Source organism: Streptomyces sp. NPDC007875 (assembly GCF_042868035.1).
GTDB lineage: Bacteria > Actinomycetota > Actinomycetes > Streptomycetales > Streptomycetaceae > Streptomyces > Streptomyces antimycoticus.
In genome coordinates, this window is the sequence record NZ_JBIADZ010000009.1 from 86,041 (window position 1) to 108,753 (window position 22,713).

General features: G+C 69.8%; 18 protein-coding genes. 12 read left to right on the plus strand and 6 right to left on the minus strand.

From position 1 onward, the window contains the following. Nucleotides 1-164: 164 nt before the first annotated feature. Nucleotides 165-1,373 (minus strand): serine hydrolase domain-containing protein, encoded by a 1,209-nt coding sequence (locus tag ACFYOY_RS20165; protein WP_351887687.1) that lies wholly within the window; start codon nt 1,371-1,373, stop codon nt 165-167. 313 nt (nt 1,374-1,686) lie between these two features. Here ACFYOY_RS20165 and ACFYOY_RS20170 point away from each other — a divergent pair, with 313 nt between their 5' ends. From ACFYOY_RS20170 to ACFYOY_RS20200, 7 genes are all read left to right on the plus strand, one after another. Then, a complete protein-coding gene (locus ACFYOY_RS20170) occupies nt 1,687-2,964 on the plus strand; it encodes a ricin-type beta-trefoil lectin domain protein (RefSeq protein WP_351887690.1) in 1,278 nt (425 codons plus the stop codon). Continuing rightward, the gene (locus ACFYOY_RS20175; RefSeq protein ID WP_351887693.1) at nt 2,961-4,349 is read left to right on the plus strand and encodes a ricin-type beta-trefoil lectin domain protein; all 1,389 of its coding nucleotides are present in this window, start codon (nt 2,961-2,963) and stop codon (nt 4,347-4,349) included. Before ACFYOY_RS20170 ends, ACFYOY_RS20175 begins: the two co-directional genes overlap by 4 nt. A 165-nt stretch (nt 4,350-4,514) precedes the next feature. Further along, nucleotides 4,515-5,606: a substrate-binding domain-containing protein gene (locus ACFYOY_RS20180; RefSeq protein ID WP_351887696.1), complete on the plus strand. Its 1,092-nt coding sequence runs from the start codon at nt 4,515-4,517 to the stop codon at nt 5,604-5,606. 79 nt (nt 5,607-5,685) lie between these two features. Further along, nucleotides 5,686-6,774, plus strand: a complete 1,089-nt coding sequence (locus tag ACFYOY_RS20185) for a mandelate racemase/muconate lactonizing enzyme family protein (RefSeq protein ID WP_388588483.1) — start codon at nt 5,686-5,688, stop codon at nt 6,772-6,774. Then, nucleotides 6,771-7,850, plus strand: coding sequence for an ABC transporter permease (locus ACFYOY_RS20190; RefSeq protein ID WP_388588486.1), 1,080 nt, complete (start codon nt 6,771-6,773; stop codon nt 7,848-7,850). The genes ACFYOY_RS20185 and ACFYOY_RS20190 overlap by 4 nt, the downstream gene beginning before the upstream one ends. After that, nucleotides 7,847-8,923, plus strand: a complete 1,077-nt coding sequence (locus tag ACFYOY_RS20195; protein ID WP_388588489.1) for an ABC transporter permease — start codon at nt 7,847-7,849, stop codon at nt 8,921-8,923. Before ACFYOY_RS20190 ends, ACFYOY_RS20195 begins: the two co-directional genes overlap by 4 nt. Beyond that, on the plus strand, nt 8,920-10,464 hold the full coding sequence (locus ACFYOY_RS20200; protein WP_351887708.1) for a sugar ABC transporter ATP-binding protein: 1,545 nt from the start codon (nt 8,920-8,922) through the stop codon (nt 10,462-10,464). The genes ACFYOY_RS20195 and ACFYOY_RS20200 overlap by 4 nt, the downstream gene beginning before the upstream one ends. A 51-nt stretch (nt 10,465-10,515) precedes the next feature. On the opposite strand, the gene ACFYOY_RS20205 is transcribed toward ACFYOY_RS20200, so the two are convergent. Next, complete coding sequence (locus ACFYOY_RS20205) at nt 10,516-11,232, minus strand: GntR family transcriptional regulator (RefSeq protein WP_351887711.1); 717 nt, start codon at nt 11,230-11,232, stop codon at nt 10,516-10,518. A gap of 200 nt (nt 11,233-11,432) precedes the next feature. Here ACFYOY_RS20205 and ACFYOY_RS20210 point away from each other — a divergent pair, with 200 nt between their 5' ends. The 4 genes from ACFYOY_RS20210 to ACFYOY_RS20225 all read left to right on the plus strand — a co-directional run bounded on the left by ACFYOY_RS20210 (nt 11,433) and on the right by ACFYOY_RS20225 (nt 15,638). Continuing rightward, a complete protein-coding gene (locus ACFYOY_RS20210) occupies nt 11,433-12,092 on the plus strand; it encodes a TMEM175 family protein (RefSeq protein WP_351887714.1) in 660 nt (219 codons plus the stop codon). A 174-nt stretch (nt 12,093-12,266) separates the two neighbouring features. Further along, nucleotides 12,267-13,667 (plus strand): WD40 repeat domain-containing protein, encoded by a 1,401-nt coding sequence (locus tag ACFYOY_RS20215; RefSeq protein ID WP_351887717.1) that lies wholly within the window; start codon nt 12,267-12,269, stop codon nt 13,665-13,667. Nucleotides 13,668-13,796: 129 nt separating this feature from the next. After that, nucleotides 13,797-14,699 carry an AraC family transcriptional regulator gene (locus ACFYOY_RS20220; RefSeq protein WP_351887719.1) on the plus strand — a complete coding sequence of 301 codons (903 nt, stop codon included), beginning with the start codon at nt 13,797-13,799 and terminating at the stop codon, nt 14,697-14,699. Nucleotides 14,700-14,879: 180 nt separating this feature from the next. Further along, nucleotides 14,880-15,638 carry an SDR family NAD(P)-dependent oxidoreductase gene (locus tag ACFYOY_RS20225; RefSeq protein ID WP_388588495.1) on the plus strand — a complete coding sequence of 253 codons (759 nt, stop codon included), beginning with the start codon at nt 14,880-14,882 and terminating at the stop codon, nt 15,636-15,638. A 211-nt stretch (nt 15,639-15,849) separates the two neighbouring features. Here the strand turns inward: ACFYOY_RS20225 and ACFYOY_RS20230 are convergent, their stop codons facing one another. Further along, complete coding sequence (locus ACFYOY_RS20230; protein ID WP_351887725.1) at nt 15,850-17,727, minus strand: propionyl-CoA synthetase; 1,878 nt, start codon at nt 17,725-17,727, stop codon at nt 15,850-15,852. A 172-nt stretch (nt 17,728-17,899) separates the two neighbouring features. Next, a complete protein-coding gene (locus tag ACFYOY_RS20235) occupies nt 17,900-18,835 on the minus strand; it encodes an SDR family oxidoreductase (RefSeq protein WP_388588498.1) in 936 nt (311 codons plus the stop codon). A gap of 85 nt (nt 18,836-18,920) precedes the next feature. Here ACFYOY_RS20235 and ACFYOY_RS20240 point away from each other — a divergent pair, with 85 nt between their 5' ends. Further along, nucleotides 18,921-19,487 carry a helix-turn-helix domain-containing protein gene (locus ACFYOY_RS20240; RefSeq protein WP_351887731.1) on the plus strand — a complete coding sequence of 189 codons (567 nt, stop codon included), beginning with the start codon at nt 18,921-18,923 and terminating at the stop codon, nt 19,485-19,487. A 66-nt stretch (nt 19,488-19,553) separates the two neighbouring features. Here ACFYOY_RS20240 and ACFYOY_RS20245 read toward each other — a convergent pair whose 3' ends face one another. Then, nucleotides 19,554-20,777, minus strand: coding sequence for a glycoside hydrolase family 88 protein (locus tag ACFYOY_RS20245; RefSeq protein ID WP_388588502.1), 1,224 nt, complete (start codon nt 20,775-20,777; stop codon nt 19,554-19,556). A 161-nt stretch (nt 20,778-20,938) separates the two neighbouring features. Then, complete coding sequence (locus tag ACFYOY_RS20250; protein WP_351887737.1) at nt 20,939-22,705, minus strand: coagulation factor 5/8 type domain-containing protein; 1,767 nt, start codon at nt 22,703-22,705, stop codon at nt 20,939-20,941. Between the last annotated feature and the right edge of the window lie 8 nt (nt 22,706-22,713).

Here is a 22,713-nt window from a genome sequence, read left to right on the forward strand (position 1 = left end):
CGAGGCGGCCGAAGTGTTCGTCGGGTGTCACGGCGGTGTGTCCTCATGGGGTCGGTCAGTCGGCGTGCGGCCCGGACCGGGCACGCCGACGCGTACGGCCGTAGCCGACTTGGAAGAGGGCGCGGGGCGTGCGGAGGTTGCGTGTCATGGCACGGGCTCCAAACTTACCTTCCCGGCAGCGGTGGTTCGCCTGTGTCCCCGCGATGGCCCCCGGCGCACAGTGCGTGGTCGATGAGGGCGCTGGCCGCGTTCTCCTGGTCCAGGATGTGCTCCGGGGTGTCGCCGCGTGCCTCGGACATGGAGACCGCGGCGCTGCGCCTGCCGTCGTCGGTGACGCCGTTGAGGGTGATGTAGCCGCCGTCCCCGCCCTCGTGGCTCCAGTACGTTCCTCCGCAGCTCAGGGGGCGTTCGACCAGGCCGAGCCCGTATCGGCCGCCGGGCCACAGCTGTTGGACCTCCGCGCTCACGGGGACGGTCCGCTTCATCTCGGCCAGCTGCCGCGTCGGTAGCAGGCGGCCCGCGAGCAGCGCGCGGAGGAAGTCGTTCTCGTCCCGTGTGGTCGTGACCCATGAAAGGTTCTCGTGGTCCACCGGGATCTGGTCGGTGACGTCCACCCGGGAACCGGGGCCGAAGAGCTGGTAGGCCGTGGCGTGCGGTCGGGGGAGGGTGGGCGAGGTGCCCAGCCACCGGGTCCGGTCGAGGCCGAGCGGGCGCAGGACGCGCTCTTCGATCTCCTGGTGGGCGGGGTGGCCGGTGGCCTTCTTGATGACCATGTCGAGCAGGACGTAGCCGGTGTTGGAGTACGCCCAGCCCTCGCCGGGCGGGAAGTCGGGCGCATGGGCCATGGCGCGGGCCACCAGCCGCTCGGGGCCGTAGACGTCGTGGCGCTGCTGGTAGTACTCCTCCGGCGTGGTGTATCCGGGCAGGTCGTCGTGGATGCCGCTGGTGTGCTGGAGCAGTTGGCGGACGGTGATCCGGCTGCCGTCGTTGCCGTTGCCCCGCACCACTCCCGGCAGCCAGTGGTCGACCGTGTCGTCCAGGGAGAGTTTGCCCTCGGCCTCCAGTTGGAGGGCCACGGTGGCGACCAGTGTCTTGGATGTGCTGGCCATGCGGAAGTAGCCGTCGGAAGAGACCGGGCGGCCGGTGTTGAGGTCGGCGGTGCCGCTGGTGGCGACCGACTGCCGACCGTCCGGTGCGACCAGGCGGGCCTGCACACCGCTGACACCGAGGGCGTGGATCGCCTCGGTGTCCTGGCGCAATCGCTCCACAGGGGAGGGACCGGCGGGCCGGGCGACAGCGGTGGCCACCTCGGTGGCGAGCAGCGTAGCGACACCGAGTGCCAGGGCGAGGTGCTTTCGCAGAGTGGGAGGCATGGCTGAACGCTAGATTCGCCCCCTACGGGGCGCGATCCGGCGCACCCCAGGATCGGCATGGGGGATATCCCCCGTGGGCCGTCACCAGTTGTGCGGCCGTCCTCCACGGCGGTTTCTGTCCATAAATATGGTCCATACCAAGCCCTTGACAGGATTTTCCTTCACTTCTTAAATCACGTAGTGAACTAAGTACCTCCCGGATCGCTCATCGCACCCCGGTCGGCGCCGTAACCACTTGGTTCCACACGTTGGTTTCACATGCGCCCCATGTCTCTCTGTACCTGTCATGCACATGTTTCTGGAAGGGAGAGTCATGGACTCCCCGCGCTTACCCCGGCGACTGCTGCTGTCCGTCGTCTCGTTCCTCGCCCTCGCCTCCCTGTCCACTGGACTGGCGCAGGGCGCGCCCGCCTCCGCGGCGCATTCCGCCGCGCCACCGGCCGTGGCCGCCGGGGCCGCCGCCGTCACGTTCTCCGACGAGTTCGACGGGCCCGCGGGCTCCGCCGTCGACGGTGGCAAGTGGCAGATCGAGACGGGCGACAACGTCAACAACCATGAGCGGCAGTACTACACAGCGGGCAACCGCAACGCCGCCCTCGACGGACAGGGCCATCTGGCCATCACCGCCCGCCGCGAGAACCCGAGCAACTACCAGTGCTGGTACGGAAGGTGTGAGTACACCTCCGCCCGGCTGAACACGGCCGGCAAGTTCACCACCACCTACGGCCGGGTGGAAGCCCGGATGAAGATTCCGCGCGGGCAGGGCATGTGGCCGGCGTTCTGGATGCTGGGGAACGACATCGGACAGGTCGGCTGGCCCAACTCGGGTGAGATCGACATCATGGAGAACGTGGGCTTCGAGCCGTCTACGGTCCACGGCACCCTCCACGGCCCCGGATACTCGGGGTCCGGCGGCATCGGCGCCGGGTACTCCCTGCCCGGTGGCCAGGCGTTTGCCGACGCCTTCCACACCTTCGCCGTCGACTGGAGCCCCAACGCGATCACCTGGTCCGTCGACGGCACCGTGTATCAGCGGCGCACCCCCGCCGACCTCGGTGGCCGGCAGTGGGCGTTCAACAAGCCCTTCTTCCTGATCCTCAACCTCGCGGTCGGCGGCTACTGGCCCGGAGACCCCAACGGCAGCACGGCCTTCCCCCAGCAGCTCCTCGTCGACTACGTCCGGGTCAGCACCGACAGCGGACAGCCGGGCGGCGGTGCCATCACCGGTGTCGGCGGCAAGTGTGTGGACGTGGCGGGCGCCAACAGCGCGAACGGCACGCCCATCCAGCTCTACGACTGCAACGGGTCCGCCGCGCAGCAGTGGACCGTTGGTGGCGATGGCACGATCCGTGCGCTGGGGAAGTGCCTGGACGTGGCGTCGGGTGGCACGGCCGACGGCAGCCTGGTCCAGCTCTATGACTGCAATGGCAGCGCGGCTCAGCAATGGGCCGTTCCCGCGGCCCGCGACATCGTCAACCCACAGGCCAACAAGTGCCTGGATGCCACCGGTGGCAGTTCGGCCAACGGCACCCGGCTGCAGATATGGACCTGCACCGGCGCCGCCAACCAGAAGTGGACGGTGACCAGATGAACATGAGACTCCTGCGCAGACCCGCGGTGCGCGGCATCCTGGGCGCGGCTGCCGCCGCCGCCCTCCTCACCGGCCTGACCAGCATTCCCGCGAGTGGTGCCGCGGCGGCCACCGGACAGATCACCGGTGTCGGCGGCAAGTGTGTGGACGTGGCGGGCGCCAACAGCGCGAACGGCACGCCCATCCAGCTCTACGACTGCAATGGATCCGCCGCGCAGCAGTGGACCGTTGGTGGCGATGGCACGATCCGTGCGCTGGGGAAGTGCCTGGACGTGGCGTCGGGTGGCACGGCCGACGGCAGCCTGGTCCAGCTCTATGACTGCAATGGCAGCGCGGCTCAGCAATGGGCCGTTCCCGCGGCCCGCGACATCGTCAACCCACAGGCCAACAAGTGCCTGGATGCCACCGGTGGCAGTTCGGCCAACGGCACCCGGCTGCAGATATGGACCTGCACCGGCGCCGCCAACCAGAAGTGGACGGCGCCGGACGGTGGCAGCACTCCGCCGACCGGGCCGGGAGCCATGGCCGTGGCCCCGTACCTCTACAACGGCTGGGGCAGCCCGCCGAGCCCCACCACCGTGATGAACGCGACCGGCGTCAAGTGGTTCACGCTCGCCTTCGTCCTCAGCAACGGCTACTGCAACCCGCAGTGGGACGGTGGCCGTCCGCTCACCGGAGGCGTCGACCAGCAGACCATCAACACCGTGCGGTCCGCAGGCGGCGATGTCATCCCGTCCTTCGGCGGCTGGAGCGGCAACAAGCTGGAGAGCTCCTGCGGCAGCTCGGGCGAGCTGGCCGCCGCGTATCAGAAGGTCATCAACGCCTACGGTCTCAAGGCGATCGACATCGACATCGAGGCCGCCGCCTACGACAGCCCGACCGTCCAGCAGCGCACGGTCGACGCGCTGAAGACGGTCAAGGCCAACAACCCCGGTATCAAGGTGTACGTCACCTTCGGCACCGGCCAGAACGGCCCCGACAACAGCCTGATCAGCAAGGCCGCCGCCTCCGGTCTGACCGTGGACAGCTGGACCATCATGCCGTTCAACTTCGGGGGAGCCGGCCAGAACATGGGCCAGCTCACCCTCCGGGCCGCCGAGGGGCTCAAGAACACGGTCAAGAGCGCCTACGGGTACACGGACGACCAGGCGTACCGGCACACCGGCATCTCCTCGATGAACGGCATCACCGACAACGGCGAGACCGTGACCGTGGGCGACTTCCGCACCATCTTGGGCTACGCCCAGCAGAGGCACCTGGCGCGGCTGACCTTCTGGTCGGTCAACCGTGACCGGCCCTGCACCGGTGGCGGAGCGGACACCTGCTCGGGCGTCTCCCAGCAGCCGTGGGACTTCACCCGCGTCTTCGCCCAGTACGCCGGCTGATCTGGTTCAGGACACACATTTCCTATAGGAACCCGTTGGAACGAGCATCCGGCACCTGATCCACAGGGGTGCCGGATCTCGTGTTTGTCAGGGGTCTTGACGGGGCGGCCCGACTGACACACCATCGCGGCATCAATTTCCTATTTGATTCGTGGAGGTGCGGAGGTGCGTCTCCGGACTGGATCTGTACTGCCGGGAGTGGTCGCCGTCGCGGTGCTGGCCGCGGCTTCGGCAGCCTGCACGCTCAAGAACTCGGGTGAGCCGACGGGCGGGCAGGGCCCCGCCTCCACGCGGGCGGGTGGTGGCTCGGCCGTGCTCGCGGACGGGTCGGCCACCAAAGTCGCGCTCGTGCCCGGCGGGGCCCACCCCTACTTCCAGCCCTGGAAGTCCGCCGGCGCCGACGCGAAGAAGACGTACCGGCTCGGGGGCGTGACGTTCGACGAGACGGCGGAGTGGGACCAGCAGAAGCAGAACAATCTGCTGTCCACGCTCGCCGCGCGCGGCTACAACGCGTTCGGCGTCTTCGGGGTCTCGCCCACCGACATCAACACCACGTTCGCCGACCTGAAGTCGCAGGGCCTCGCCGTGGCCTCGCTCGGCTCCTGCCCGGCGGGCAGGAACGAGGCCGACTTCTGCCTCTCCACGGATGTCGAACTCGCCGCGTACAAGGCGGCCAAGGCCGCCATCGACGCGATGGGCGGCAAGGGCACGATCGTCCATCTGACGGGCAACAACGTGGACGCCAACACCCAGCTGCGGATCAAGGGCGTCGCCAGGGCCGTCAAGGAGTCGGGCGGCAAGGCGAAACTGCTGCAGACCGTCACCGACATCGACAAGGACCTGCAGACCGCGCAGAAGGCGGTGTCCGACCTGCTGACGGCCAAGGGCAAGCAGATCCAGGGCATCGTCTCCACCGCCTACAACCCGGCAGTCGCCGCCGCCGACGCGGTCAGGAGCTCCGGTTCACGGGCGAAGGTCGTCGCCATCGACGACGACGCCAAGATCCTCAGCTCGATCAAGCAGGGCACGGTCACCGCCACCGTCGTGCAGAACCCGGTGGGACAGGCGAAGGTCGGGGCGTGGGCGCTCGCGCTGCTGCAGACGAAGCAGTGCACCATGCGTACGCCCGGCCAGTCCGTCGACTCCGGCTCGTTCGTCGTCACCAAGAAGAACGTCACGACCTACGACCACGCCCGGAAGGCGAAGACCGATCAGCTGAAGAAGCAGTTCGCCGACGACGTCCTTGCGTGCGGCTGATCCCCGCCGTCCCCGCACCACATAAGCCGTCCCCGCACTACAGAAGCCATCCCGCTCTACAGAAAACGGGCATCACGAGATGAGCATCATCACGACCGCCACGGCCAAGCTGGCCGACATCGCCGTGGAGACGGACCGCACCGACGCGGTGCAGTCCTTCGTCAAGCAGGAGACGGTCCTGGTCGACATCACCACGGTGGACGGCAGCACGGGGACCGGCTACGCCTACACCATCGGCACCGGCGGAACCTCCGTACTGGCCCTGCTGCGGGACCATCTGCTGCCCGCCCTCATCGGGCAGGACGCGCGCAACGTCGAGGCGCTGTGGCAGCGGCTGTTCGCCCTGACCCGCGCCACCACCACCGGAGCCATCACCTCGCTCGCGCTCGCCGCCGTCGACACCGCGCTGTGGGACGTGCGCTGCAAGCGCGCGGGCGAGCCGCTGTGGCGACTGGCCGGCGGCCACCGCCAGGACGTTCCGGTCTACGACACCGAGGGCGGCTGGCTCCATCTGACCGCCGACGACCTGGTGAAGGGCGCGCTCCAGGCCCAGAAGGCCGGGTGGGACGGTGTCAAGATCAAGGTGGGCAAGCCGCATGCCGCCGAGGACGCGGAGCGCCTGCGCGCCGTACGAGAGGCCGTCGGCCCCTCGCTGCACATCATGACCGACGCCAACCAGTCGCAGACGATGTCCTCGGCCCTCCAACTGGCGGCCGCGCTGGAGCCCTACGAACCGTACTGGATCGAGGAGCCCCTGCCGGCGGACGACATCAGCGGCCATGCCCGGCTGGCGCGTGCGACACGGATTCCCGTCGCCGTCGGCGAGTCCCTGTACTCGCCCGCGCAGTTCCGCACCTACCTCGAGACGGGCGCCGCTTCCATCGTGCAGGTCGACGCCGCCCGCATCGGCGGGATCACCCCCTGGCTCAAGGTCGCCCACACGGCGGAGAGCCACAACGTCATGGTGTGCCCGCACTTCCTGATGGAGCTGCATGTCAGCCTCGTGGCCGCGGTGCCCAACGGCAGGTTTGTCGAGTACATCCCGCAGCTGCGGGCCGTCACCCGCAGCGAGCTGACGATCCGCGACGGGCGGGCCGTGGCGCCCGACGTTCCGGGGATCGGCATCGACTGGGACATGGACGCCATCGACGACCGGAGGGTGGCATGACAACGCCCGTCCTCCCGCCGGGCACCGACACCGGCTCCACCGGGGCCACGCCGCCACGTCCGGTGCACCGGCTGCCGTTCTGGGTCAACCAGCGGCTCGGCCTGCTGGCGCTCGTCGTCGGCCTCAGTGCCCTGTTCGGCGTGTTGCAGCCGGCGTTCCTCGATGAACGGCTCGTGCTGTTCCCACTGGTGCGGGACGTCTCGGCGCTGACGGTGGTGGCGCTCGCCCAGATGGTCGTCCTCTCGGTGGGGCATATGAACCTGGCCGTCGGGCGGATGGCCGCCTTCGGAGCCCTGTTCGCGGGATTCGGATACGACCGGCTGGACCTGCCACTGCCACTGGGCCTGGTGCTGTGCCTGCTGGCCGGGGCCGCCATCGGCGCGCTGACCGGCTGGATCATCACCCGTACCGGGGTGAGTTCGTTCGTGGTGACCCTGGCGATGGACTTCGCGCTGCTGGGGCTCGTCTCCCTGCTCTACTCGGCCCTGACCGAGAACGCCGCCTTCACCAGCAAGCCGTCCGGGCTCGCGGAACTGCGCTCGTACTCGCTGGCCGACATCTGTGTCGGGCCCGTGTGCGGATCCCCGGTCATCCCGCAGCTGGCGCAGTTCACCGTCCTGGCGCTGGTCGGCCTCGGCTTCCTGTACGCCCGCACCCGCATCGGCCGGGAGCTGCTGCTCACCGGGGCGAACCCCGCGGCGGCTGAGCTGTCCGGCATCCCCACCGGCCGCCGCCTCATCCTGGCGCACACGCTCTCGGGGCTGCTCGCCGCGCTCGCCGGATTCATGGCCGCCGTCGGCACCGGAACGTTCCGCGCCTCCATCGGGGACGACTTCATGCTGCCGTCCTTCCTCGGCTCGGTGCTCGGCGGCACCCTGCTCACCGGCGGCGTCGTCTCCGTACTGGGCGCTCTGCTGGGCACGTCCCTGGTCGGCGTCATCCGCAAGGGGCTCGATCTGCTCGGTGTCGGCCTCGAAAGCCTGAACATCTACCTCGGCTGCGTACTCCTGCTGGCCCTCTCGGCCGACCGTGTGCGCACCGTGGTGGCCCATCGCAAGGTGGTGCGCTCCACATGAACACGATCCGCGACCGGGGAGAGCGGGGCGCCGCGGTCCTGCGCCGCTTCTCCCGCTCCACGACGATGACCCTGCTGTGCGTGGTGCTCGCCGGCTACCTCGCCCTGGGTGTGGCCTCCTCCGGCTCGTTCCTCGAGGGCCCTTCGGTGCGGACCTTCCTGCGGTACCTGGCCACCCCTGTCCTCATCGGACTGGCCCAGATGGTCGCGCTGTGCGTCGGACAGCTCAACCTCGCGGTCGGCGCGCTCGGCGGCTTCACCGCCTGCCTGATGGGCGTCCTCATGGCGGACCAGGGCGTGCCCACCGGGGTCGCGGTGGCGGCCGGTGTGCTGGCGGCGACAGCCATCGGCCTGGTGACCGGCCTGTGCATCGTGGTGACGAAGATCAACGGTTTCATCGTCACCCTTGGGACGATGACCATCCTCCAGGGGGCGCAGTACTGGCTGGTGGGCACGCGCACCGTCGACGGATACTCCGCGGGCCTGAAGGACCTCGGCAGGGCGGCCCCGCTGAACGTCCCGCTGGTGTTCGTCACCGCTCTGGCCGCCGCGGCGCTGCTCGCCGCCTTCCTGTACCGCAGCACCGCCGGCCGGCGGCTCCTGGCGGCTGGCGGCAACCCGCTGGCGGCCAGGCTCTCGGGCATCTCCACCGACCGGCAGATCGTGCTCGCCCACACCCTGTCCGGACTCTTGATCGGCGTGGCCGCCCTGACCGCGACGGCGTCGCTGCCCGGAGTCAACCGCAGTGTCGGCGGCGACTGGCTGCTGCCCAGCTTCGCGGCTCCCATCATCGGCGGTGTGGCGCTCACCGGAGGGTCGGTCGCCGTGCTCGGCACGGTGCTGGCGGCCTTCGTGATGCGGCTCATCGACGCCGCACGCGCGCAGTTCTCGCTCGACCCGAGCTGGGTGAACTTCCTCATCGGCGTGGTCGTGCTCGGCACGGTGGTCGGTGGCCGTATCCACCAGACCCACCTGGAAAAGCGGGGCGGTTCGCGCGGCCGCGTACCGCCCGCACCACCGCCGAGTGATGCGCGACCGCCTGCCGTCCTGCCGCACACGGGAGGTTCCGGATGAGCAACGTCCTTCTCGAATGCCACGCCATCGTCAAGGTCTTTCCCGGCGTACGGGCCCTGGACGGCGTCGGACTGCGCCTGACCGAGGGGTCCATCCACGCTCTGCTCGGCGAGAACGGCGCCGGCAAGTCCACCCTCATCAAGGTCCTCACCGGGGTGCACACGCCCAACGGCGGCCGCCTGACCTGGTGCGGCGGCGAGGTCCACCTGCGCTCACCGCAGGAGGCCACCCGCACCGGCATCGGCGTGGTGCACCAGGAGCGCAATCTGATTCCCGGCTTCTCGGTGGCCGAGAACATCACCTTGCAGAGCCCTCCCTCGCACCGCGGTCTGATCGACCGCGCGGCCATGACCGTCCCCGCGCTGAGGTGTCTCGGTGAGCTGGGTCTTGACCTCGACCCGGACCAGCCGGTCCGTGAACTGTCCGTGGCACAGCAGCAGTTGGTGGAGATCGCGAAGGCCCTGTACACCGAGAGCCGGGTGCTGCTCCTGGACGAGCCGACCGCTTCCCTCTCCCCGCAGGAGGCGGAGCGCCTGTTCGAGGTCGTCCGGCGGCTGAAGGCCCGGGGCACGTGTGTCGTCTTCGTCAGTCACAAACTGGAGGAGGTGTTCGCCATCTGCGACACCGTCACCGTTCTGCGCGACGGCAGGTCCGTGCTCGAGTCCTCGCCGCTCGCCGACCACACCCACGACGACGTGGTCGGTCTCATGGTGGGCCGCGCCCACTCGGCCACCGAGATGCGCCCGCGGGCGGTGGACACGTCCGCGGCGCCGGTGCTCTCGTTCGACGACGTCTCCACCGCCGCCGGGCACCGGGACATCAGCCTGGACGTCCGGCCCGGCGAGATCGTCGGTCTGTACGGACTGGTCGGCGCGGGGCGCAGCGAACTGGTCAAGGCCATGCTCGGCCTCGACCGCGTCACCGGCGGCGAGATCCGGGTGCACGGCAAGCCGGTGCGCATCGCCTCTCCCCGGCAGGCCCTGCACCGCTTCGGCATCGGTTATCTGACCGAGAACCGTAAGGAGGAAGGGGTCTTCCTGGAGCAGCCCATCGCCCGGAACATCACGGTGACGGTGTGGAAGAGACTGGCGAAGGCGCTCGGCTTCGTCTCCGCGCGCGAGGAGCAGGCGGTGGCGCACGACCTCGTCGAACGTCTCGGCATCCGCATCTCCGGGCTGGGGCAGAACGCCGGTGAGCTGTCCGGTGGCAATCAGCAGAAGGTGAGCCTGGCGAAGTGGCTGGCGGCGGACACACGGCTGCTCATCGTCGACGAGCCGACCGTCGGTGTCGATGTGCGCACCAAGCACGCCTTCCACGAACTCATCTGGGAGCTGGCCCGCGATGGCCTGCCCATCCTGCTGATCAGCAGCGACCTCGCGGAGATGATCACGCTCGCGGACCGGGTGGCAGTGATGGCCGACCACCGGATCCGCGGTGAGGTGGACAACGACCGCGACTACGAGCGGATGAGCGGCCGGATCATCCGCATCATCCACGACCGCGCGACCTCGGCCGTGCGCCCGCGTGCGGTGGAGCTATGACCGGGCCGGGGCGCCCCCGCCCCGGCCGGGCTGATGCCGGACGCCGCGCGGTCAGGACTCCTCGTCCTGGCTGAGCTGGCGCCGGAGGCTGCGGGCGAGGTGCTCCGCCATCGCCTCGGCCGCGCGGTCGGGGTTGCGGCGCAATATCGCGTGCAGCACCCGCTGGTGCTCGGCGAGGGTGGGGTCCTCGGCGTCGAGGACGCTGCTGAGCCTGAAGATGTGCAGATGGGAATGGAGCCGCTCCACCGCGTCCGCGAGCAGCGGCCGCCCGGACGCCTGCGCGATCGCGTCATGGAAGCGCTGGTCGAGGGCGGCGAAATCGCGGTAGGCCGCATAGCGCCCGGCAGTCCCCGAATGGGACTGCATCTCCTCCGCGATCCGCTCGATGCCGTCGAGCTGAGCCTCACTGGCGTTGTCCGCGGCGAGCGCGGCCGCCCTCGGCTCCAGCAACTGCCGCATCTCGAAGAGCTCCTCGAGCCCCTGGCGGGTCAGCAGCTCGGTGGTGCGGTACCCCGAGAGCGGCCTCTTCACCACCAGGCCGTCGGACTCCAGCCTGGCCAGCGCCTCCCGGATGGGGGTAGGTGAGACGCTCAGGGCGCGGGCCAGGGCCTCGATGCTGACGCGCGCGCCGGGGGTGATCTCATGGTCCATGACCATGGCCTTGATGTTCTCGTAGACGCTGTCCGACAGGGCCTGACGGGCGGGGGACAGGTCGCGGCCGTGCCCTTCGCGCGGTGCCCCGAGCGCGGAGGTGTCGTGCGGCGGCATCCGGCCTCCTGGTGCTCTTCGGGGCTTGTCGGGACGGCAACAGTTTACCCAGGTGAGGGCCGCGGTTCAGGGGTGAGCCGAGTCCGCCCCACCGCGGGATGAGCTGCGGCGAAGTGGAACCCGATATAGTCGTTATGCGCTATATGCGCCTGTCTGGGGGAAGTCGGGAAAAGGAGCCTCGCACGCAGCCCCGTTTCCGCGTGCCCGCCCAGCGGTTCGCTCTGTCGTACACGGCTCGCGCCGAAGCGTTCAGCGACGCCGTCTTCGCGATCGCACTGACCCTCCTGGTGCTCGGCCTGATCACCCCCGCACATCCGCCCGGCGGACTGGGACACGCACTTGCCCGCCAGTGGCCCGCCTACCTGGGATACGCCGCGTCCTTCAGCTACATCGCGGTGATCTGGCTCAACCATCACCGGGCATTCCTGCGGATCCGCAGCATGGACCGGGGCCTGCACGCGGCGAACCTCTTGTTGCTCTTCACCACGGCGGCGCTGGCCTTTCCCACCGACGTGGTCGCCACCGAACTGCAGGCCGACGCCTGGGGCACGGACGCGAAGGTGGCCGTGGCGCTCTACGCGGCCCTCGCCGCCGCGATGTGTCTGAGCTGGGCGGCCCTCTACCACCACCTGCGCCGGCGCCCCGAGCTCCTGGAAAGCACCATCGAGCCCACCTACGTACGCCACGGCTCCCTTCGCTCGTGGATCGGAGCGCTGGCCTACGCCCTCGCCGGAGTCCTGGGAGTCCTCGTCACGCCGCTGGCCGCCCTGGCCGCGTTCATCCTGCTCCCCGTCTTCTACTTCACCACCAGCGAAGGGCTGCCGGGGAGCCAGGACACGTCCGGTGAGGCCGCCGCTTGACCTCGGCATGGCAGCGGGGTGGCTGCCGCCGTACATGAGCGTCGCCGCCGCCGCAGGTGAGCGTCGTTGTCAGGCCCCTCTGCAAGGATCTGACGCGTTCCGCACACCACGCGATGGGGCCGGGAGGCCGCGCGTCCGGTGGCGTCCGTATCACCAGTTCCAGAGGAGACGACGATGTCGACCGACATGTACGGCGTACGGGTTCTTGCCGTGGATCCCGATGAACTCCGCGTCAGGTTCCTGGTGTTCGTCGTCTACTACGACGTCGCGTCGCGCACGCACATCCCGCTGCCGAACGAGGAGCCCAACACCTTCCTGCACTTCCTCTGGGAGGCCGCTTCCGGCTATCTGGGCGACGGTGACGAGCGCACGGGCCCGCTCGGGCGCGTCGTGAGCACCGACCAGCTCCTCGACTACGAATGGGCCGACACCAACGCCCGCCGGTTCATCTCCCGAGTCGAGCGTGTGGAGCTCCGCAACTACCCGCTCACCTACCCCCAGTGGGATGAGCTGCACGACTTCTACTACGAGCGCGATGGCTCCTGGAAGGACGAGGACCTGCTGGTCCAGGCCGAGTACGAGATCCGGGTCACCGACCGCAAGTGGCTGGAGCCGCTGAGCGTGGGCGATGGCTGGGGCTCGGCCGCCTTTCCGCTCAACGGCGACAGCTGGACGGCCGAGGACTCCCCGAACATACCCGACCTGGCCCGACCGGCCGTCACCCTGCGGCCGTATCAGACCACGACCGGCAGCGTCACCTACGACCACATCACCGGGATGGACTTCTCCGACGACGGCACGTACCTGGCCCTGTGCAGCGATCAGGGCCGGGTGTGGGTCTACGACACCGCCGACTGGAGCGAGGTGGTGCACACCCGCGCCGGTGACTGGATCGTGCCGCTGATGATGTGGGTGCCGGGCGGGCACATTCTCGTGGTCAAGGGCTACAGCAGCGGCGGCGAGCCCGAGGAGGAGAAGCAGTGGGCCTATGACGTCGACCGGCGGGCGGAGGCCGAGGCACCGTTCCAGCGCGGGCATCTGCGCTCCCGCGACGGCGCGTACCGCATCAGCCCGAACGGTGCGGGCGAGGGCGGCTTCGATGTGCACGGCGACGAGCCTGAGCCCGCCCGCCGGATCTCCCACGCCGGCGAATGGGACCCGATCCAGTGCACGGCCTTCTCCGGCGACGCCTCGCGCCTCTTCCTCGGCGCGCAGCAGAACCTCTACGTCGTCGACCCGGCCACGGGCGAGGTGATCGACAAGGTCGACGATGCCTCGGAGCGGCTGTTCACCCTCGCCTCGAACGGGGACGGCAGCTATCTGGCGGTCGGCAGCTTCAGCCGCAAGCTGGGCTATCTGGACTTCCGCGAGGAGCGCCCGCACGAACTGTGCGTATGGCGGATGGCCGACAAGAAGATCATCCTCGGCCGCCAACTGCGCACCTACGTCGACGCCCTCAGCTGGTCCCCGGACAGCCGCTGGCTCGCCGTCGCCCTGGAACCCCTCTCCGAGAAGGGCTTCCACGAGGGCAAGACCGAGCTGGCCATCTTCCCGATGGGCCCGGTCGACGACTGAGGCCGGTGTGCCCGGGGCGAGGCACGGCGCCTCGGCCCCGGGCGGCTGTCGCGCGGCCACCTCGACGCCTCGCCCCGGGCGGGTCTCTCGTCGCCACGGACGCCGGAGGTGCTGTGCTGCAATCGTCGTATGCACCTTGACGAACTCCGCGACCTGCTGGTCCGGCATGCGCGGCCGGACTGGAGCACCGATATCGAGGGCGTCCGCGTATCGAAGTTCGAGAGCCCCTACCCGCCCACCCCGACGACGTCCGGCACGGTGCTGGCCGTGATCGCCCAGGGGACCAAGCGGCTGGCGCTGGGCGAGCGGGTGTACGAGTACCGGGCCGGCCAGTACCTCGTCGCGTCGGTGGACCTGCCGATCACCGGAAACTTCACCGAGGCCAGCCCGGAGGAGCCCGCCCTCGGCTTCGGGCTGACCCTGGAGCCCTCCGCCGTCGCCGATCTGCTGCTGGCCGGGCCCGATGACGCCCGGCGCATCCCGGGTGGACCGCGCTCGGCCATCGCCGTCAGCGACGCCCCGGCGGAGCTGCTCGACGCGGTGATCCGGCTGCTGCGCCTGCTGGACCGGCCCAGCGACCAGGCGGTGCTCGCCCCGCTGATCAAGCGCGAGATCCTGTGGCGGCTGATCACCGGTGACCAGGGGGAGATCGTGCGCCAGCTCGGACTCGCCGACAGCAGTCTCAGCCACGTAGCGCGAGCCGTGCGCTGGATCCGGGAGCACTACGCCGAGCCGTTCCGGGTCGAGGATCTGGCCCGGCTCGCCGGGATGAGCGTCTCCGCCTTCCACCGCAACTTCCGTACGGTGACGGCGATGAGCCCCATCCAGTTCCAGAAGCGCATCCGCCTGCAGGAAGCGCGGCTGATGCTGACGACACGATCCGCCGACGTCACCGGTGTCGGCCTCCTCGTCGGCTATGAGAGCCCGTCGCAGTTCAGCCGCGAGTACCGTCGGCAGTTCGGCACACCGCCCAGCCAGGACGCCGGCCACCTGAGCCTTTCCGGAGGCGCCCAAGCGGCCGCTCTGCCGTAGGGCGCAGGGCCCGCCCCCGCGCCCGGGGAGTGGCGGCCGAGGCCCCCGCACCAGCGCGGCAGGATTGGGCAAGGACGCGGGAGGATCTTTCTTTCGCCGGTGTGACGCCGACCGATTACCTGGGAGTGTCACATTCCGGGTGGAGGTCGCATGCTCCACCGCGTGCGCAGGAGGCACATCATGAAGGTAGCCGTGGTCACGGGCGCCAGCTCCGGTATCGGCCGCAGCGCGGCGATCCAGATCGCCGAACGGGGCGCCGGGATCATCCTCACCTACAGCTCCAACCAGCAGGGCGCCCAGGACGCCGTCACCGAGATCGAGAAGCGGGGCGGCACCGCCGTGGCTCTGCCTCTGGACATCGGCGACACGACCGGCTTTCCCGCCTTCCGCGACGCCGTGGCCGACGCGCTGCGCACCACCTGGCAGCGCGACACCTTCGACCACCTCGTCAACAACGCGGGTTTCGCGGGGCATTCGATGATCGAGGACACCACCGAGGAGTCCTTCGACACGCTCACCCGTGGCCTGCTCAAGGGGCCGTTCTTCCTCACCCAGGCGCTGCTGCCGCTGATGGCCGACGGCGGAGCGATCGTCAACACCACCAGCAACTCCACACGGCCGGCCGTGACGGCGCCCGGGTACTCCGTCTACGCGTCCTTGAAGGGCGCCCTGACCGTACTGACGCGCTACATGGCCAAGGAGTTCAGCACCCGGGGCATCCGCGTCAACTCCGTCGCTCCCGGCGCCACCCGCACCCGCTTCGCCGACGATGCCTTCGAGCGGCACCCGGAGATCATCCCGGACCTGGCGCGCACCTTCGCGCTCGGGCGGATCGGTGAGCCCGACGACATCGGCATGGTGATCGCCACCCTGGTCGCCGAGGAAGGCCGCTGGATCACCGCCCAGGACATCGAAGTCTCCGGCGGACAGAACCTCTGAGGCCGTCCGGTCGCCCCTGCGCGATGCCGGTACTGCTGAGCCGCGGCAGCACCCCACCTGGTTCTCGATGGTCCTGGAACGGTGTCACAGGCACAGCGCAAGATCTTCGCTCGGTCAGTGATCGACCGCGCGCCGCGGCAGGTCTCGCCGGAACGAGTGCGCGCCCCGGCGGCGGTCCACCACCGGCCCAGGTGCTGCCGACGGGGAACGCTCACTCAGGGCGCAGCACGGGCCGCAGCGCGTCCAGCACCGACGGGTCCTCGATCGTCGACGGCACCGGTTCATCGCGCCCGTCGGCGATTCCGCGCATCGTCTTGCGCAGGATCTTTCCCGACCGGGTCTTGGGCAGCGCCTCCACGACCGAGACGGCCCGGAACGCGGCGACCGGGCCGATCTCCCGGCGTACCGCCGCGACCAGCTCCTCGCGCAGGTCTTCGTCGCGGATGTCGGCGCCCGCCTTGAGCACCACGAAGCCCCGGGGCAGCTGGCCCTTGAGCTCGTCGTGCACCCCGATCACCGCACACTCGGCGACGGCCGGATGCGCCGCGAGCACCGCTTCCATCGCGCCGGTGGACAATCGGTGCCCCGCGACGTTGATCACGTCGTCGGTACGCCCCATGACGAACAGGTAGCCGTCCGCGTCGCGGTACCCGGAGTCACCGGTCAGGTAGTAGCCGTCGTACCGGGACAGATACGCCTCGATGAACCGCTGGTCGTCACCCCACAGCGTGGGAAGCGCGCCGGGCGGCAGCGGAAGCCGGATCGCGATCACGCCCTCCTGGCCCGCGGGCAGTTCGGCACCGCCCTGGTCCAGGACGCGCACATCCCAGCCGGGAACCGGCACCGTGGCCGACCCGGGCTTGACCGGCATCGGCTCCAGCCCGTGGAGGTTGGCCGCGATCGGCCAGCCGGTCTCGGTCTGCCACCAATGGTCGATGACCGGTGTGCCGAGGTGCCGGTGCGCCCAGTGGTAGGTCTCGGGGTCGAGCCGCTCCCCGGCCATGAAGAGGGTGCGGAACGACGACAGGTCGTACTTCTTCGGCTCGGCGGCCTCCGAGTCGAGCCTTTTGATCGCCCGCAATGCCGTGGGAGCGGTGAACAGCGCCTTCACACCGTGGTCGCTGATCACCCGCCAGAACGCCCCGGCATCCGGGGTGCCCACCGGCTTGCCCTCGTACAGCACGGTGGTCGCACCGATCAGCAGCGGCGCGTAGACGATATAGGAGTGACCGACCACCCAGCCGACGTCGGACGCGGTCCACCACACGTCGCCCGGCCCGATGTCGTAGATCGCACCCATCGACCACGCCAGCGCGACCGCATGGCCGCCGTTGTCGCGGACGACGCCCTTCGGCCTGCCGGTGGTACCGGAGGTGTACAGCACATACAGCGGGTCGGCCGCCGCCACCGGGACCGGACCGACCGGCTCGGCGCGGGCGACGAGATCCGCCCAGTCCACGTAACGCTCGCCGAGCCGCGCTCGCGCCCGGTCGCGCTGCAGGATGACGACCTTGTCCGGCTGATGGGTGGTCAGGCCGAGCGCCGCCTCGATGATGGGCTGGTACTCCACGTCCCGTGTGGGCTCGATCCCGCAGGACGCCGCGACGATCACGGCCGGTTCGGCGTCCTCGATACGGGCGGCCAGCTCCTTGGGAGCGAAGCCGCCGAAGACCACCGAGTGCACCGCGCCGATCCTGGCGCAGGCCAGCATGGCGATGACCGCCTCGGGCACCATCGGCATGTAGACGATGACCCGGTCGCCCTTGGCGACACCCAGCGAGCGCAGCGCCCCGGCGAAGAGCGCGACCTCATCACGCAGCTCGGCGTAGCTGAAGCGCCGGACCGCACCGGTCACCGGGGAGTCGTAGATCAGCGCGGTCCGGTCGCCGTGGCCGTTCTCGACATGCCGGTCCAACGCGTTGTACGAGGTGTTGAGTTCACCGTCGGGGAACCACCGCAGCAGCGGCGCACGGGAGTCGTCCAGGGCCTGGGTCGGTGGCCGGGTCCAGTCGATCGCCGCCGCCGCGTCCAGCCAGAACCCTTCGACATCCTCGAGGCTGCGGTGGTAAGTCTCGTCGTACGCGCCCATCAGCGCCCCTTGCGTCACTCGGCCTTGGAAAACTGTGAGCAGTGTGGCCCATCGACCGGACGGCGGCCAGTCCCGTCGGTGTGGTGTGCCCTTCACGCGGCACCATCCGATGTCACGGCACCATCCGATGCCGGGCTCCGGAACTCCTCGCAGGGGGCGTCCGAGCCGTTCGTCAGGCGGTGGCGGTGGCGGTGGCGGCGGGGGCGGGGAAGTAGTGGCCCTGGTCGAGGTCTTCGAGGAGGCCGGGGCGGGTCGGCTGCCAGTCCAGCAGTTCGCGGGTCAGGGTGTTCGTCGCCGGGGAGTCCAAGCCCAGGAAGCCGCCCAGCCAGGTGAAGTGCTCGGCCGCGGCCTCGGGGGCCACGGAGGTGACCGGGATGTCGAGGTGGCGGCCGATCACCTCGGCGATGTCGCGGATGGTGACGCTTTCCTCCGCGGTGCCGTGCAGGACCGATCCCGCCGGGGCCTTCTCGACCGCCAGGCGGAACAGCCGTGCGGCGTCGAGCCGGTGGACGGCCGGCCAGCGGTTGGCGCCGTCGCCGAGGTAGCCGGAGACGCCCTTGGCCCGGGCAGTGGCGACCAGAACCGCCATGAAGCCCTGGTCTCCTTCACCGTGGCAGGTCGGGGCGAGCCGCACCACGGAGGAGCGCACGCCGCGTGCGGCGAGGGCGAGCACCGCCTGTGCGGTGGCCGATCGGATCGAGGTCGGCGAACCGTCGATCGTGGGGGTGGTCCGCTCGGTCGCCACCCGTCCGGGCGCGAGGCCGACCAGGCCGCCGGCGAGGACGAAGGGGCGGCCGGTGCCGGCCAGCGCGTCGCCGAAGGTGTCGACGGCGCGGCGATCGGCCTCGGCGGCGCCCTGGAAGTCGCCGGTGAAGGCGATGTCGTGCTTGAAGGCGAGGTGGATCACCCCGTCCGAGGCGATGGCCGCGTCCCGCAGGACGTCGAGGTCGTCGACGGTGCCGCGGACGACCTCCGCCCCGGCCGCGGTGAGCGCGGCGGCGGAGGCGTCGGAGCGGGCGAGCCCGAGGACCTGGTGTCCCGCGTCGAGAAGGTCGGGAACGAGGGCGGAGCCGAGCCAGCCGGACGCGCCGGTCACAAAAATGCGCATGGGAAGAACCCCAGACCGTTGATGTCAGTTGCTGTCATCGACACTACACCTGATGTCATTGACTGTCATCGCGTAAGATCCGGGTATGAGTAGGTGGCAGCCGGACGCCCGGGGACGCATGGCGAAAGCGGCGCTCGAGCTGTACAGCGAGCGCGGGTACGAGCAGACCACCGTGGCGGAGATCGCCAAACGGGCGGGGCTCACGGAGCGGACCTTCTTCCGGCACTACGCGGACAAGCGCGAGGTGTTGTTCGCCGGCTCCGGCGAGCTGGAGGAACGCTTCGTGCGGGCGGTCGCCGAAGCCCCGGAGTCCGCGGCGCCGATCGACGCGCTGGGGGTGGGCCTGGACGCGGTCTCCGAGCTGTTCGAAGACCGCCGCGAGTTCGCGCGCAGGCGCCAGGCCGTGATCACGGCGAACGCGGAACTCCTGGAGCGCGAGCTGATCAAACTCGCCTCGCTGTCGGCCGCGCTCGCCGAGATCCTGCGCCGACGCGGCGTCGCGGAGCCGGCCGCGAGCCTGGCCGCGGAGGCGGGCCTCGCCGTTTTCAAGGTCGGCTTCGAGCGCTGGGTCCTGGTGTCCGAGGAACGCGGGATGGCACAGGTGATGCGCGAATCCCTGGACGAGCTCAGGGCCGTGACCGCGGGCGCCTGAGCGGCGCACCGGCGGCCCCGGCGGCTGGGAGAGCGAACGATGAGGTGGTCGGCGACCGGGGCCGGGTCAGACCGTGGACAGGTCGATGGCCCGGTCGATGTCGTCGGGCCGCAGCACCCGCAGGATGCCTTCGAGCAGGTAGTAGTCGGCGTACGGAAGCGAGATCTCGATGCCGTCCTCGCTCGGCCGATTGCGGGTGCAGCGCGCCACGACCGCATCGGCGCGGGTCGATTTCCTGGTCAGACAGGTCTCCGACAGCGCGGTGAGCAGCTTCAGCGCCTCCTCGCGGTAGCGCGGTTCGCCGGTCGCCCGGGACAGGTCGAGCAGGCCGCAGGCCATGACCGCCCCCGCGGAGGCGTCCTTGATGTCGTGGGGCGCTTGCGGCGCGAGATAGTCCCACACCGGCACGTGGTCCGGGCTCAGCGCGCCCAGGGCGAAGTCGGCGAGTTTCCGTGCGGTGGCGAGGAATTCCCGCTCGCCGGTCCGGCGGTAGATCGTGGTGAATCCGTAGATCCCCCACGCCTGCCCGCGTGACCAGCAGGAGGCCGGGCTGTAGCCCTGTACGGTGCCCGGGCCGAGGGGTGCTCCGGAGGCCGGGTCGAAGTCGTAGACATGCGGGGTCGACCCGTTGCGGCGGAGGAAGTTCCGCTGGGTGGTTCTCGCGTGCTCCACGGCGATGTCGAGGTACTTGCCGTCCCCGGTCTGGCTGCTCGCGAACGCCAGCAGATCGAGGTTCATCATCGTGTCCATGATGACCCGGCCCGCGTTCGCCGGATCGTTCAGCGCTCCCCAGGCCCGGATGAAACGGCCCTGCGGGTTGTACCGCCGGATCAGCGAGGAGGCCGCCCGTATCGCGCCCGTCCGCCACGTGTCGTCGCCGGTGAGCCGCCACGCGGTGACCCACGAGGGGTAGAAGAGGAATCCGAGGTCGTGGGTGCCGGTGTCGTTCTGGCGCGGGGCCAGCTTTTCCGCGGAGGCGAGCGCCAGGGTGCGGAACCGCTCCTCGCCGCTGTGGAGCCAGGCCATCCACAGGGTGCCGGGCCAGAACCCGCCGACCCAGTCGCCGTTTTGGGAGTACGTCCACTTCTCGAACTTCGTACCGACCGGAAAGCCACTCACCCCCGGTGCCACCGCGCGCAGCTTCGCCACCGCGTAGTCCGCCGTCGCATCGAGCGTGGCGGCGGCATGGCCGGGAACCTTCTGCGCGGCCTGCGCCGGGGGAGCGATCGAGGTGGCCGCCACCGCCGTACCGGCCGCGGTGGTCAGCAGGGCTCGCCGGGAAACGCTCATCAGTGCCCGTCCTTCACGAAGGGGAATCCGACAACGACATGCGGTCCGTACGTGTGCTCAGCCGACTGTGGGGCGCGGGCGAGGTACCCGCGCCCCACAGGCGAACTGGTGGAACTGGTGGAACTGGTGGAACTGGTGAGTGCGTCAGGGAAGCCGGGGGATCAGGGGTACTCGGTCACGTTCGCGACGTTGCTGCCCGCGTCCGAGGGGCCTCCCGTGCCATTGATGACGTGGTTGATCGTGCCGGTGCCGCCGAGCGAGACGGTGACCATGTCATGGAACTTCACATCCGGGGTCTGGGGAACCTCGAAGGCGTGCTCGGCGGTGACGGACTTGTTGGTGTTGAAGAAGCAGTAGCTGCCCAGGCCCCATGCCTCATGGCGCTTGACCGAGTCGGCCACCTTGTAGGCGGCGTATCCCTTGGTGGAGCCGTTCATCCAGGCGTCCTGGTTCGGCGGGTCGTAGGGCATCTCGTTCTGGTAGAAGTACGTGCGGCCGCCCTCGCCGTTCCAGGTGGTCTGGTGCTTCTGGTAGTGCTCCACGAACAGGCCGTACATGGTCACGTCGTCGCCGTTGACGACGAGCCCCTGGTCGGCCGTGTTGGAGTCCCAGCCGACGCCGTCACCGTGGTCGGCGCGCCAGATCCATGTGTGGTCGCCGATCACGTTCGAGCTGTTGACCACCAGGCTGGTGGACGCCTTGCCCACGCCCGCGCCGCCGACCCGGAAGAACACATCGTGCAGCGAGGTGGGGTTGTCGGCGTGGCTCGCGGAGGAGCCCTTGGGGCCGACCTCCATCAGCGTCTCGGAGTTCTCGGTGCCCGCGTCGATGAGCAGGCCCGCGAGCTTGACGCCGTCGACATCGGCCACCGTCATCGCCGAGACCCCGTTGTCGGGAATCAGCGTGGCCAGCCCCAGGCCCAGCACGACGGTGTCGGGACGGGTCACCTTCAGCGGCGCGTCCAGGTGGTAGACCCCCGGGGTGACGAGCAGGTGCTTGCCCGCGTCGAGCGCCGCGTTCATCTCCTCTGCCGTATCCCCCGGCTTGACGATGAAGAAGTCGTCCAGCGGGATCGATGTGCCCTTCGGCGCACCGGAGGACCAGGACGTGCCCGTCGAGTCCGTGCGCACGTCCGGCGCGAACACCTTGTAGGCGCCGTCGTCGTCGACGTACAGGAACGGCTTCTCACGGGACACGGGTGTCTTGTCGACCCGGGTGTAGGGCGGGTTGGGGAAGTTCCCGGCCGGGGCGTTCTGCGCGCCGACGAACACCATGTTCCAGTTGGAGCCGGTCCAGCTGCCCCATTCGGTGTTGCGGGAGAGCCACTGCTGCTGCGATCCGGACTTCACCTGCCCGTCGACCTTGGTGTCGGCCAGCAGACCGCCGCTGGACCAGCCGCCGTCGTCCAGCTGCAGATCGCCCTTCAGATGCATGCGGCGGTACGGGGCGGCCTGCGATACGGCCCAACGGTCCGCGCCGCCGTCCGGGTTGACGGCGAGGTTCTCGGCGTCGCGCCAGAAGTTCTGCGTGGCGTTGCCATCGAACCAGTCGGCCTCGGCGTGCACCTGGCCGTTGATGGTGGTGTCGTCGGGCGACAGGCCCAGGCCCGCCACCTGGGTGTAGAAGCCGACGTTGGCCTTGACGTCGTAGGAGCCGGGCTTGAACAGCAGGGCGTGCCGGGCCTGGCCGAACTGGTTTTTCTCCTGCTCGCCGAAGACCGAGTCGAGCTTGCCCTGGATGTCCTGGGCGGACATGGACGGGTCGAAGATCTGCACATTGGGACCCAGGTCCGGTTCGGCGTCCGCGCCGTGCGCCGCCGGTACGGTCAGCGCCGCCGCGGCGGCGCCGGCCAGCGCGGCGAACGCGGCGGTCCAGCCGGCGATGCGGCGGCGTCCGCGACGCCCGCGCTTGGTGGTGTCGTTCGTCATGGTGGTGT